We start from the raw sequence: 14066 nt of genomic DNA, 5'->3' as shown, positions 1-14066 counted from the left end.
GATAACTTTTGATATGAGTGGAAAGAAAGTGGAGTGACTCCTTTGAATCAAGATTATCAATTAACGCTGCAGGAAGTGCTGGGACGACCCAGTTTTGAGCAGGCTTATATGGCGGCAGGCAAACAGGGATTACAGCGTCTAGTGCGCTGGGTACATATCATTGAAGTGATACAGTTTGAACAATTGCTGCAGGGCGGAGAAATGATCCTTACGACAGGAGCTGCCTTTAAGAGCGATACGGAATTGTTCATGTCATATCTAAAGCAATTGATTAATAAAAACGTGACGTGTCTCTGTATCGAAATGGGACACTATTTGAGTTCAGTTCCACAGGAATGGATACAAGCGGCGGAAACCTATCATTTCCCGCTCATTATTTTTCCGCAAGCTGTGCGGTTCATTGACATTACGCAGGATATTCATGCCCATATTATCAATCAACACCATAAAGCACTTCAGGATTTGGAGAAAATATCACGTGAATTCCATCGAATGACGCTATCTTCACAAGGAGTTTCCCATGTATTGGGTCTGCTGCAAAGTAGTACCAAAGCACAAGTTATTTATGTACCACTGAATGGACAGCCGAAGTTTATCCCGCATTTAGGGAGCCGGGAGTCAGGACAGTGGCTGGATTTTCTTGAAAGCCGACTGGTCGAAAGCCTGAACAATGGAAATACAGCAGCTCCTTACGTGATGGAAGTTGAGGGTCAAACTGTTATCGTACAACCCGTTGGGGCTATGGGTAAAACATGGGCACATATCATCCTAGTGTTCAGCCGAAAGCCGCAGGAATATGAGTACTTAATTCTGGATTCCGCCTCATTGTCTATCGCACAGGATTTGCTGCGCAAACGATATATCGAAGAGCGCAAATTGTATTCACAAACGCTTTGGGTAGATGATCTGCTCCACCTGCGGATTCATGACGAAGAGCAAATTAAAGTATTGATTGGGTCTGAATTTAAGCGGCTTAACGAGCTACCCTATCACGTCATTTTGATCGAATTTGAGCATGAACAAGCGGAGGGGGATAACAAGGAAGAAGAGGGAGTGGAGTCTTCGGGTATTCATCTTTCACTTGCCGTAAGATCTGTTTTTGAGCAGCATTCCTTTCATCCATTGATTACGTTAAAAAATAATAGACTCGTCGTCGTAGCCTTTGATAAAGCAACGAAAAAACGGCCGTCTAAAGAACGCCTTCAGCAGGTTTTCCAATCCATTCAATACCTGAAGGCCGAGGATGAGATCAAGTTAACCATTGGCGTTGGCCAGAGCAATCGAAGCTTTTTGCAAGCTCACATTAGCTACCAGGAGGCGCTTCAAGCGATTTCGCTTTCTCCAACACTGCAGGGAAAGGTGCTGTTTTTCGATGAGCTTGGCGTGTTTCAATTGTTATTACACATGCCAGATAAACAGATATTACAATCCTTCGTACGTACGTATCTAGGACCAATCATCGATCATGATCAAATGAAAGGCAGCGAGCTCCTGCGCACACTCAAGGTTTACCTCGATACGGATGGCTCCAAGCAAATTGCAGCTCAGCAGCTATTTATCGTCCGACAATCGCTTTATTACCGCTTGGAAAAAATAGAAGAGCTGCTTGGAGCCGACTACATGCTGCCGGAAAAGCGCTTGGCGCTTCAGGTGGGGATACGGGCTTACCAGCTTTTGAATCCGCAAATGAAAATGTGAAAAGAATTTGTAAACATTTTTTACAATTTGTCTAATGGAACGTCCATGGATCGGTCTTATACTTGGAGACGAGATGAGATTGATCCATTTTTTATGGGATCATCCAGAGAGGTAGATGCAGAATGATCATTGGGGTTCCTAAGGAAATAAAAAATAATGAGTTTCGTGTGGGCATGACGCCTAGCTCCGTGCTATCTTACAAAAAAGCAGGTCATGACATTATCATCGAAACCTTAGCAGGTCAAAGCATTGGATTTACGGATGAAGATTATGCAGGGGCAGGGGCAACCATCGTTGCCTCAGCTGCTGAAGTATGGTCGGCAGATATGGTCGTTAAAGTGAAAGAACCACTCCCTGAAGAGTATGGTTACTTCCACGAGGGTTTGATTTTATACACGTATTTACACCTTGCACCTGAGGCCGAATTGACGCACGCTTTAGCTCATAATAAAGTAACTGCAATCGCCTATGAAACCATTCAATTGGACAACGGCAGCCTTCCATTGCTGACGCCAATGAGTGAAGTGGCAGGACGCATGTCCGTTCAAATCGGTGCTCATTTCCTAGAGAAAGCGCATGGGGGTAAAGGAATTCTACTAGGCGGTGTACCCGGAGTTGAGCCCGGTAAGGTAGCTGTAATTGGTGGGGGGATTGTTGGTGCGAATGCGGCGAAAATGGCCATCGGTCTTGGTGCTGATGTTAGCATCGTTGACTTGAATCCAGATCGCTTACGTCAATTGGACGATCAGTTCCAAGGTCGCGTGAAGACAATTATGTCCAATCCCTACAACATCGCCGAGGTCGTTCGTCGCGCTGATTTGGTCATTGGAGCTGTCCTTATTCCAGGAGCTCGCGCACCGCGTCTCGTGACCGAAGACATGGTCAAAATGATGAGCCCTGGCAGCGTTATCGTTGATGTTGCAATTGACCAAGGCGGCTCCATCGAGACGATCGACCGCATTACGACGCATGATCAACCGACCTATGTGAAGCATGGTGTCATTCATTACGCGGTGGCCAACATGCCAGGAGCTGTCGCACGTACGTCCACGCTGGCACTGACGAATGTGACAACACCGTATGGCTTGCAAATTGCAAGCAAAGGCTATGCACGTGCAGCTTTGGACAACAAAGCGATTGCAAAGGGCATCAACGTGGTCGCGGGTCATGTTACTTACCAAGCTGTTGCTGAGGCACATGGCTACAGCTATACCGATATTTACTCGCTCTTAAAGTAATGAATAGTGATTGAACTTTTGAGGACTTCCGCAACTTTGGCGGGAGTCTTTTTTAATAGATAATTTATGTGTTTTATGCTTAGGGTTTGGACTGGAGCGAACTTTAACGAGAAGGCGTGACTTTGGTTTTGGTAAACCTGCAGATTGTACATGCTTTTTTTCTTTAAATAGCTCAAATCTCGTAAATGCCTGCAATCGTGCACGCTTTTTCGGTCTTTTTTCATTTGAGGATGGAAAGTCAGGGAATTCATAGTTTCCGTAACTATCTTATGTTAGCGGATGAACAACCTGCATTTCATTCATGAAAAAGCACACAATAGGAGAATTATAGGAGTTGACCTGCAAATGATACCTCTAAATCGAACACTTTATTCGCTTTTGGCGCTTTTCGAGCAAATAAGATGCAGGTTTTACAGGTAAACACCTTAAAAACAGCAAATCTTCTAAAATAAGATGTACGATTTGCAGGTCGAGGCTGGACGAATCTGGCTAGGTTGGCCGGTTTCTTATGAACATTACCTATAGAGGAGGATTATCATGCTTATTAGAATGAAATGGATGAATATAGCTGCCATTATTGGAGGTTCTGCCATCATTGCTTTTGGTATCAATTATTTCAATCTTGCAAACGGACTGGCAGAAGGGGGGATTACCGGCCTTGCTCTTTTGCTCAAATATGTGCTCGGATGGAACCCGGCATGGACGAATCTACTCATTAATATTCCGCTTATTCTTATCGGGTGGAAAATGCTCGGACGCATTAGTTTCATTTACACAGTCGTAGGGATGCTATCGGTTTCACTGTTTTTGTGGTTGTTCGAGAGCTTTTCCATGCCAATGCCTGACCCTTTGTTAGCTTCGTTATACGCGGGAGGGATTGTTGGACTAGGTTTTGGCATTGTATTCCGTTTCGAAGGGATGACAGAGGGGACAGATATCATTGCACGTCTGATGCAAAAGCATTATGGGATAGGGATCGCGAAGACTATACTAGCAATAGATTTCATCATTCTACTGTTATCTTTGATTTATTTGGATCTCACGCGTGCGATGTATACGTTAGTTGCGATTATCGTTGGAGCTAGAGTCATTGATTTTGTGCTGGAGGGTGCCTCCGGCGGGCGAGCAGCTTTTATTATAACGGCCCTCCCAGATCTGACAGCAAATAAGATTATGACGGAATTAAATAGAGGGGTTACATTCCTTGAAGGAAGAGGCGGCTATACAGGTAAACACAGAGAAGTGATTTATTGTATCGTAAGCCGCAAAGAAATCATCAAACTGAAAACAATTGTACATCGCGTTGATCCAACCGCTTTCGTTACATTCAGTGATGTGAGGGAAGTGGTTGGGAAAGGGTTCGCTACGCATGATGAATAAAAAAACAGCCCGTCCCTGCAAAAAGGGGCGGACTGTTTTTTTAGTTTGATTAGAACGCAGGCACGATAGCGCCTTTGTATTTATCTTCGATGAACTTTTTCGTGTCAGTGGAGTTCAGTTCCTTAGCAAGCTTTTGCATGGCTTCGGAATCTTTGTTGTCCGGACGGGAAACGACGATGTTTACGTAAGGTGAATTTTTATCCTCGATGAACAAAGCGTCTTTCGTTGGATTTAGATTCGCTTGAAGAGCGTAGTTGGTATTGATTAGAGCCAAATCAAACTCACCGATCGTACGTGGCAGCATGGCAGGGTCTAATTCTTTGATTTGAAGTTTCTTAGTGTTTTCTACGATATCTTTAACTGTACCTTTGATGCCAACGCCGTCTTTTAGTTTAATCAAACCGTTTTTCTCCATCAACGCAAGCGCACGGCCGACATTAGAAGGATCGTTAGGAATAGCAACTGAAGAGCCATCTTTCAATTCAGCAGCGGATTTCACTTTCTGTGAGTAAGCACCGAATGGTTCGATGTGCACGCCAACTACTTTTACGAGGTTTTGCTTCTTATCCGCATTGTATTGGTCCAGGTAAGGCTGATGTTGGAAAAAGTTAGCGTCCAATTGTTTTTCAAACACTTGCACGTTCGGTTGAACATAATCATTAAACTCAATAACTTCAAGCTTCACGCCTTGTGCCTTCATTTTGTCTTTAAGGCTATTCAGTATTTCGGCATGAGGGACGGAAGAGGCACCGACTTTCAGTGTAACTTCTTTTGCAGCAGCTGGCGTAGTAGAGGCAGCAGGTGCCGAGCTTGCAGGCGTTTCAGCGGCTTTCTGTCCGCAAGCTGCAAGAGCAAGCACTACGAATACAGCCATTAATGATAGCGTAAGTTTCTTCATGATGAGATTACCTCCGATATAATGTGTTTTATTTGCGGTTGAATTTAGCGACCATTCGATCTCCTAGCATTTGCAGGAGCTGAACGAATAGAACGAGAATGACGACGGTCACGATCATGATATCGGTACGGAACCGCATGTAGCCGTAACGGAGCGAGAGATCGCCAAGCCCGCCGCCGCCAACGACGCCTGACATGGCGGAGTAGGAGAGCAGGGCAACAGCCGTCACGGTGACGGCTGAGATCAGACCCGGGCGCGCTTCCGGCATCAGGACGCGCCAGACGATTTGCCACGGCGTAGCGCCCATCGATTGCGCGGCTTCAATGACGCCGCTGTCGATCTCGCGCAGCGCGGTTTCAACCAGCCGCGCGAGAAACGGCGCGGCGGCGATAACGAGAGGCGGGATCGCGCCCTGTACGCCGATGGTTGTATGCACGATGGCCTTCGTGATCGGAAATACCGAGATCATCAGAATCACGAAAGGCACAGAGCGCAGGATGTTCACGATCAGCGAGAGCACTCCGTAAAGCGGCAGATTTTGCAGCAGCTGCCCTTTGGAGGTAAGAAATAAAATGATGCCCAGTGCCATGCCAATGATGACGGTGAATAAGAGCGACCATCCCAGCATGACGAGTGTATCGCCAGTTGCTTTCATAATTTCGGTCCAGTTAATGTCCCAGGTCATATTCATGCGTTGAGCACCTCCACGTCGATTCCTTCTTGCTCAAGTTTGGCAATCACAGAATCGATTTCTTCTTGGTGTCCGCCTGTTAATTCCACAACCAATTGACCGTAGGGTACACTTTTCATGGAAGAAATAGTCCCCTGAAGGATGGCAAAGGACACATTCGTCGACTTGACGGTTTCGAACAAGATCGGCTCATATGTTTTGGCACCGATGTAGGTAATCCGAATCACCGTACCATGCTTTTCTCCCTGGTTCACCACCGGATCCGGATCTGAACTTTGTGCGAAATCAGAAACTTGTCCAACGAACTCCTTCGTAACCGCATGCTGAGGCTTCAGGAATACATCGAGCACTTTCCCGGTTTCAACGATCAAGCCTTTCTCCATCACAGCAACACGGTCGCAGATCGCACGAATGACCTGCATCTCATGTGTGATGAGCAGGATCGTAATGCCAAGCTTTCGATTGATATCGAGAAGCAGCGCAAGAATGGCATTCGTTGTCTGAGGATCAAGCGCTGAGGTCGCTTCGTCGCAGAGCAGAATATCCGGATGATTGGCCAAAGCTCTTGCAATACCGACACGCTGCTTCTGTCCGCCTGAGAGCTGGCTTGGATACTTATGCGCGTGTTCCTGAAGACCGACTAAATCGAGCAGCTCCTTAATTCGCGCTTGAATCGCCCCATGCCCCATCCCAGCCAATTTCAGAGGAAAGGCAATATTTTCGGCAATGGTCGATGAAGAGAGGAGATTAAAATGTTGGAAAATCATCCCGATTTTGCGGCGTTTCGTTTGCAGCTGGCGAGAATCCAACTTTGTCATTTCTTCCCCATCAATGTGAATGCTGCCAGAGGATGGTCGCTCCAGTAGATTTACACAACGCAGTAATGTACTCTTTCCTGCACCGGAGTGTCCGATGATGCCGAATATTTCTCCGCGATCGATATGTAAATGGATCTGCTGGATGGCCGGTACGCGTCCCGGTATATCCTCATATACTTTTTGTAAATTTTCGATATGAATCAGGATGAATACCTCCTATTCCATGCAAATATTGGTGATGATATATTTTGACCAACGGTAGATCATTTTATAAGAAATTGCAAGAGGATGCAACGTCTAAAATATGGAAAACGAATGTTTACTTTGCATTGACGCTCCAATTATTAACATATAAACTGAGGTTAACCGTTTCAATTTTGTAAGATTGCGCTTAAATAAGGCGTAAATCGGCATTTTTGAAATTTTTGTTAAGGAGGTGACAAAATTGACAAATTTGCAACAACGCCAAAATGAGATGAAGTCCAGAATTGCTGAAGCGGCATTCAAGCAGCCTATTTTAAACAGCGGATTATTATTTCAACACGATATCCGAGATAATTTTTACTATGCTTCTTATTTATTTGCAGCTTCTCAGGAAGAAACAATCCCTTTTGACGGAGATCGCGTACAAGCTAAGATCAAGGCTGAGGGCATCCTGTCTCATGTGCTGGAACTCCAGGACCAGAATCAAGAGAGTGTAACTTATGGTCACTTCCCCTTACATCTAAGACCTACTCCGCAAGAAGCACCGAAAAATACACTTCCTGTTGAATTAATGGGGAGTTTGATGGTTTATTTCTATCAACGCTATTCAGACAATTTGAGTGAATCCTTGCGAAACTTATTAGCTATAGCGCTGCTGCATATTTATAGAAGCAACTTCTATCGTAAACCATTAGAGCATTACAACCATCATGAAGCGAAATATACAGCAGCTAAGCTTATTTTCGGACAGCTTTATGAGGATACGGCATTGCTTGAGGATGGCTTCCAAAGCTTGCGCAATACGCTGAATCGGGTTACTTCGATAGGCATGTCGGAATATGGGGGATTACCTTGGTTCTGGCACTGGATGCAGGCTTTTACGTGCGCTTGGGAGCTTATGAAGGATGCAGAAATCAAAGCGGAATTGGCTCGACTATTGGACTACCTCTGGGAGGTTCGCTCGACGTACTATCTGGGAGGGGCATGGGTGGGCCCGCATTCACGGATATGGCCGCATGATATGCCAAGGGACACCAATGTGCTGCACGATTATGTTCAGTTTGGCGATTTCACATTACCGGAGTACATGCCTCGAACCGAATATGCAGGTTTTATTGCCTATGAAGCCTCGTCAGAAGTTCGGCGTTCAGCCTTACAACGTACGAATCCGGTAGAAGTTATTCGCAAAGTTCCCAAACAAGCAGCTCTAGCTGTTAACGATAACGATGTGCTGCACAGTTATGTATATATCACAGAAAACTTTGCAATAGGTGGTATGTGGGAGCGCGTACAGGAGTTTGATAATGAACAACATCGCTGGGATGTAGCCCTTCCGTTGGAGGCGGTCCAGGGTGTAAATCATTTGTATTTTTTTCACCCAGGTCAAGGCTATGCAGAAGGAGATTTACGTCATCAAAGTGAATTTTCAGAAGTGCTTTTTCATCAAAATGCATTGATCGCTTCTTATCAAATTCCAGTTGGTCAGCCTGAATTTATCATGGGATGTCTGCCTGAAGGAGATTGGGTAGAGGAACCAAACGGACTGTTTGGATTATGTGGTCATGTTTACATAGCTGTTTATGTGCAGCAGTCCTTTCAAAGGGAAGTACGCGAAGATCGATCCGTTGTTACAAGCAAAGGAAGATCGAATTCCGTAGTTGTCGAGTGTATCGACCAGCGAACAGCTGAAACTCTCCAGATAAGGGATATACAGCAATTTGCGAGTGTGATGAAGCAGAAACAACCCGTTTATACCCTGTCCAGCGAGGACGATTTGCAAATTACCTATACGAATTTGAAGGATGAAACGATGGTTTTAAGCAGTGGCTTACATAGTGATAGGAAGATTATCAGACTTGTAAATGGCGAGGCTGTTGATTTCTCCAGCTATACGGTCGCATGAAAATAATAGAAAAGAGGATTTGACATGCCATTATTTGATTTTCCATTAGACAAGCTAGTTACTTATGAAGGACTTAATCCCCGCCCTGAAGATTTCGATTCTTATTGGGAGCGGGCTCTTGCTGAAATGAAGGCAGTCGATCCTCAAATCGAACTTCGTCCGAGTGATTTTCAAGTGCCTTACGCCGAATGTTTTGATCTCTATTTTACGGGTGTCAAAGGGGCTCGTATTTATGCCAAATATGTTCGTCCTAAACATGCAGATAAGCCTCATCCAGCTATCGTTGAATTCCATGGTTACTCTGGAAGCTCAGGCGATTGGTCAGGTAAATTAGCGTATGCCGCTCTAGGCTACTCGTTCTTTTCCATGGATTGCCGTGGTCAAGGCGGTTTATCGGAAGATACGGGAGGAGTTAAAGGGACGACCCTTCGCGGCCATATCGTTCGCGGCTTAGATGATCACCCGGATCAATTGTTGTATCGGGATATTTTCTTAGATACGGCTCAACTCGCCGGCATTGCGATGAGTATGCCAGAGGTTGATCCCGAACGTGTAGGCGCATTGGGTGGCTCTCAAGGTGGCGCCTTGACGATCGCATGTGCGGCACTCGAGCCTCGCATTAAGCGGTTAGCGCCAGTTTATCCATTCCTTAGCGATTATAAGCGCGTATGGGAAATGGATTTGGCGAAGGATGCCTACCAGGAGCTGAAGGACTTCTTCCGCCGTCATGATCCACAGCACAAACGCGAAGATGAAATATTCACGAAGCTGGGCTATATTGACATTCAGAATCTAGCAAATCGCATTCAAGGTGAAGTACTGATGGCCGTTGGACTTAGCGACACTGTATGCCCGCCTTCCACGCAGTTCGCTGCTTATAACAAAATCAAGTCGAAAAAGGAATTTGAGTTGTACCCGGATTATGGTCATGAAGGTTTACCTGGCTTCAGCGATAAAACCTTGCAATTTATGTTGGGCCTTTAAAATAAAATGCCTCTCACATCTTCGTGATGGAGGGGCATTTTTTGTTTATCTATGCTGCTGTCGGTACTGGCTAGGCGTGACGCCGGTCATTTTTTTAAACAGATGGTTAAAAAATTTCATATCCTGATAGCCGACATTTGCAGCAACATCGCTAATCTTATGATCGTTCGTTCTTAATTGCTGACAACAGGCTTCAATTCGCGCGTGCTGCACGTACTCCATGAAGGACATCCCCGTATGCTTTTTAAGCTGGCGATGAAGCTGACGCTCGCTGATCGACAGTCTGGAGGCAGCTTCCGTGAGCGAGATTGGGCTGCTGCAATGCCCGCGAATATGGGCGAGTAGACTATCTAAGTCCTGAAGATTAGCTTTGGACGCTTCGGGTGTGAAATCCAGTTTGGAACGATACATGTATACAAGAAGCTGTGCCACACATGTTTGTAAAATCGTCATAAAACCGCTCCGATGGGCGTTATATTCGAAATGCAATCGTTCAAAAAGAGGCTGGAATTCCCCATTGCGTTCTTTAAAAGAAAGCCAAGCTGCGTGTTTGGTTGCCTGCATGAATAGGACGTAGAAGTCATCTTTATTGCCACTCAATTGCAAGTGAAATAATTGGTTCAACCATTCCTGGGTGAAAATGCAATTGTAAACCACAAGGTTATTTTTCTGAGCCACAGATGATGGGCGGAACACATGGGAGACGCCAACCGGAATGAAAAAGAGATCTCCTTTGGATACGGGTAATGAGGTATTGTCGATGTAATGTGCACCATTGCCCTCAGCTACATAGCTAATTTCAATGAAATCGTGCGTATGCTGCAGCATTTCAAATGATTCGTGAACTCGGTTGACGTAAAGTGGAAGCTCCGGAAGGAAGAATTGATCGCCGGGCGTTTCGATAATGCTACGCTTAATGGTCATTTCGTTCTACTCCTATGATGTCAATTAAGACCCTAATGAATGTCGGAATTAACCCTAAAAATGAGTGCGCTCTCATCATAAAATAAAGGCATGGAAGTAACAATCATTATTTTTGGTGGAGGCAACCGACATGAGACAATTAGAAATTGACTGGCAAGCTCAATGGGTTTGGGGGAATGGTGAAGCAAGTCCGCGAAATGAGTGGCGTTGTTTCAGAAAGACATTTGATGTGGGCGCTAAAGGCTGGGGAGCAGCAAAGTTATCTATAACTGCTGATTCACGATACGCTTTATTTGTAAATGGAACCAAAGTGGGAAGAGGCCCTGTTCGTTCATGGCCATTTGAGCAGTCCTATGATACATATGAAATTGGACATTTGCTGCACAAAGGACGGCCTAATGTGATTGGGGTCATGGTGCTGCATTTTGGTGTGTCCAATTTCTACTATTTGCGCGGACGCGGCGGTTTATTAGTGCAGGTGGAAAGTGAGCATGAAGGTAATTCTGTCGTAGAGTTAGTGACGGATGAAAACTGGAAAACCTCGCTGCATCATGGATATGATAGCCGCTCCGGGCGTATGTCATGTCAGCAAGGCTTTGCTGAGCGGATGGATGCGAGCGCTTGGAGATCGGATTGGTATTTGCCAGACTACGATGATTCTGCATGGGATCAAGTCGCTATTGTTGGGGCTGTTGGTATTGAGCCTTGGAGCAAGCTTGTACCGAGAGATATTCCATTCCTTACAGAAGAAGTCGTATGGCCGGTTCGTATCGAATCCCTTAATCGGGTAAAGCCTGCAGCATGGACGGCATCGATTGATGTCCGCAATCAAATGGTGCCAGAGAGTGTGAATCATGCGAATCCAGTGGGATTTGCTGGGTATATAGCAACGGTTGTGAGAACCGAGAAGGCAGTAAAAGCTGTGATAGGAATCGTTCAACCGAGCACTGTGAAGGGTTGTAGTGTGAATGGAGAATGGCTGGATGCGGAGCGTTATACGGGTGTTTTGCCGGAAAGGTATGCTGAGATAGAGCTGAATGCAGGCGACAATTTCATCTTGTTGGAAACGACCGGCGTTGATCATGGCCGAACGCTGCAGTTGGGCATGGATTGCGATGCTTATTTTGAGGTCGTCTCTCCGTTAGGAGAGGCAGGCGGCGAACATGCACCATTTATTTCAATTGGTCCGTTTACATCTTTTGAATACATAGATCACCAGGAAAGCAGTGACTCTTTGCATCCATACGATATATATGGCGCTTTTTCAGTGGGGGATGGACTGAATGATGAACTGAAGGATGAATTAGCTGCGGATGCCATTCCCGCTTTTAACACGTATGTGGAGATCCGCAGCATTGCTAGTGCAATGGATTTGAGCCGTTATATGAATTGGATTCGACCCTTCCCACTGGAATTAGTGAGCAGGGGCTCTATCTTTGCGCTTAGTGTCTGGAAAAAGGAAGTCCTGACGCAAGCTGTGCCTTACCCTTTGCAGCAGGCAGTTATCCCTAGTGTGAATCCTGCCATATTGCCGAGATATGAGGGTGCGGATACGGAAATCATTTTTGATTTTGGCCGTGAATTATCTGGCTTTATACAGTTTGAAGTTGATGCCGCTGAAGGAACCATCCTAGATTTCTATGGCTACGAATACATGCGCGACGGGTGGCGTCAAGATACGTTCGATTTAGATAATACGCTGCGTTACACGTGCTCAGAAGGACGTCAATCGTATACCTCTTATGTGCGGAGAGGATTCCGCTATTTGATGGTTACGGTAAGGAATGCTGCTAGAGCAGTCAAAATGTACGGCGTTCAGCTGCTTCAAAGTAATTATCCAATAGCAGAGATAGGCAAGTTTCAGAGCTCTGATGCGCTTTTGAACGATATATGGCAGATTAGTAAGCATACAACCCGCCTTTGTATGGAGGATACGTTCGTTGATTGTCCCGCTTATGAGCAGGTTTTCTGGGTGGGGGACAGCCGGAACGAGGCTTTAGTTAATTATTACGTGTTCGGAGCCACGGACATTGTTGAGCGTTGTTTGCGGCTGGTGCCTGGTTCCAGAACCCAAACACCTTTATATGTGGATCAAGTTCCTAGTGGTTGGAGCAGTGTTATTCCGAACTGGACGTTTTTCTGGGCTCTGGCTAGCTGTGAATATTACGAGCATACAGGAGACGAGGTGTTTGCGAAAGACTTATGGCCGCATATTCGTTATACCCTTGAGCATTATGAACAAAAGCTTGATGATCGCGGATTGTTGTTCATAAAAGGCTGGAATCTGCTGGACTGGGCACCGATTGATCAGCCGAACAATGGGGTCGTCACCCACCAGAATATGATTTTGGTCAAAACCCTGCGCAGCGCAGCAGAGTTGGCCAAAGCCGTAGGCGATGAGCGTGAAGCAGCTGAGTATGAAGGGAAAGCGCTTCGGCTGAGCCAAGCCATTAACAAACATTTATGGAGCGAGGAGCGTGAGGCATACTTGGATTGTATCCATGTGAATGGCCAGGCTTCGACTGTTTTTAGTATGCAGACGCAGGTTATTGCGTACTTGTGCGGTGTCGCTGAGGGAGAGCGTGCTGAGCAGATGAAAACCTATTTGTTCGCTCCACCGACGGATTTTGTTCAAATCGGCAGTCCGTTTATGTCCTTCTTTTATTATGAGGCACTCGCAAAAATGGGCAGCATCGGTATAGATCGGATGATCAAAGATATGCGGCAGCATTTTGGTCAAATGATTGACTATGACGCCACGACCTGCTGGGAAATGTATCCGAATTTCACGGAGAATAGAGCGAACCCTGACATGCTGACGCGCAGTCATTGTCATGCGTGGTCGGCAGCGCCGGGCTATTTCCTTGGCGCACATGTGCTTGGAGTTACGCCCGCCGACAAAGGCTGGCGGAAGGTCGTTGTTGCCCCGCAGCCGGCGGATTTGCAGTGGGCGAGGGGCACTGTTCCGCTGCCGCAGGAGGGACGCATCGATGTCGCTTGGCGACTCGAGGAGGACGGACGCGTGATGCGGCTGCAGGTTTGGGCGCCGCGCAGCGTGGATGTGGAGATCCGCATCCCGGACGGCATGGACGGCATCGTGGAGCGTCACGAGGTGTGACGTTATAGACGCCGGCTGTTGTGGCCGGCGATCCAGCTGAGAAGACCGAAAGGGACGTCTCAGATCCAAGGTGGGGTTGTATTGGACGGGAAATTGAGCTTAGAGGACCAAAAAATACTTCTCAAAGGTGAAAAAGCAGCTAAATCCAGCTGAGAAGACCGAAAAAAACATTCCGTTCCTAGTTACGCTAGATTCAGCGATGCAGCCACG

Annotated in this window: 10 protein-coding genes; 6 read left to right on the top strand and 4 right to left on the bottom strand. The window is 46.2% G+C overall.

The window, feature by feature from the left end; translation table 11 throughout:
- Positions 1–42 precede the first annotated feature (42 nt).
- The 3 genes from NYR53_RS21945 (at position 43) to NYR53_RS21935 (ending at position 4316) form a co-directional block, all read left to right on the top strand.
- The gene (locus NYR53_RS21945; RefSeq protein WP_261301288.1) at positions 43–1698 is read left to right on the top strand and encodes a PucR family transcriptional regulator; all 1656 of its coding nucleotides are present in this window, start codon (positions 43–45) and stop codon (positions 1696–1698) included.
- A 122-nt stretch (positions 1699–1820) separates the two neighbouring features.
- A complete protein-coding gene (gene ald / locus NYR53_RS21940; protein WP_261301287.1) occupies positions 1821–2936 on the top strand; it encodes an alanine dehydrogenase in 1116 nt (371 codons plus the stop codon).
- A gap of 537 nt (positions 2937–3473) precedes the next feature.
- A complete protein-coding gene (locus NYR53_RS21935; protein ID WP_261301286.1) occupies positions 3474–4316 on the top strand; it encodes a YitT family protein in 843 nt (280 codons plus the stop codon).
- A gap of 49 nt (positions 4317–4365) precedes the next feature.
- Here NYR53_RS21935 and NYR53_RS21930 read toward each other — a convergent pair whose 3' ends face one another.
- Genes NYR53_RS21930 through NYR53_RS21920 form a run of 3 tightly spaced genes read right to left on the bottom strand, consistent with a single transcriptional unit; the run spans position 4366 to position 6927 of the window.
- The gene (locus tag NYR53_RS21930) at positions 4366–5214 is read right to left on the bottom strand and encodes a MetQ/NlpA family ABC transporter substrate-binding protein (RefSeq protein ID WP_261301285.1); all 849 of its coding nucleotides are present in this window, start codon (positions 5212–5214) and stop codon (positions 4366–4368) included.
- A gap of 28 nt (positions 5215–5242) precedes the next feature.
- Positions 5243–5905, bottom strand: coding sequence for a methionine ABC transporter permease (locus NYR53_RS21925; RefSeq protein WP_437180061.1), 663 nt, complete (start codon positions 5903–5905; stop codon positions 5243–5245).
- A complete protein-coding gene (locus NYR53_RS21920; RefSeq protein ID WP_261306478.1) occupies positions 5902–6927 on the bottom strand; it encodes a methionine ABC transporter ATP-binding protein in 1026 nt (341 codons plus the stop codon). The genes NYR53_RS21925 and NYR53_RS21920 overlap by 4 nt, the downstream gene beginning before the upstream one ends.
- 241 nt (positions 6928–7168) lie before the next feature.
- Between NYR53_RS21920 and NYR53_RS21915 the strand changes: the two genes are divergently transcribed.
- Positions 7169–8830 carry a hypothetical protein gene (locus NYR53_RS21915; RefSeq protein WP_261301284.1) on the top strand — a complete coding sequence of 554 codons (1662 nt, stop codon included), beginning with the start codon at positions 7169–7171 and terminating at the stop codon, positions 8828–8830.
- 24 nt (positions 8831–8854) lie between these two features.
- Entirely contained in the window at positions 8855–9814 is a 960-nt protein-coding gene (locus tag NYR53_RS21910; RefSeq protein WP_261301283.1) for an alpha/beta fold hydrolase, read from the top strand.
- 45 nt (positions 9815–9859) lie between these two features.
- Here the strand turns inward: NYR53_RS21910 and NYR53_RS21905 are convergent, their stop codons facing one another.
- A complete protein-coding gene (locus NYR53_RS21905; protein WP_261301282.1) occupies positions 9860–10738 on the bottom strand; it encodes a helix-turn-helix domain-containing protein in 879 nt (292 codons plus the stop codon).
- A 130-nt stretch (positions 10739–10868) separates the two neighbouring features.
- On the opposite strand from NYR53_RS21905, the gene NYR53_RS21900 reads away from it, so the two are divergent.
- On the top strand, positions 10869–13856 hold the full coding sequence (locus NYR53_RS21900) for a family 78 glycoside hydrolase catalytic domain (RefSeq protein ID WP_261301281.1): 2988 nt from the start codon (positions 10869–10871) through the stop codon (positions 13854–13856).
- Positions 13857–14066: the final 210 nt, after the last annotated feature.

Source organism: Paenibacillus andongensis, from assembly GCF_025369935.1.
Lineage (GTDB): Bacteria > Bacillota > Bacilli > Paenibacillales > NBRC-103111 > Paenibacillus_E > Paenibacillus_E andongensis.
Note: the sequence above shows the minus strand (reverse complement) of the source record. Positions and strands in the feature narration are given on the sequence as shown.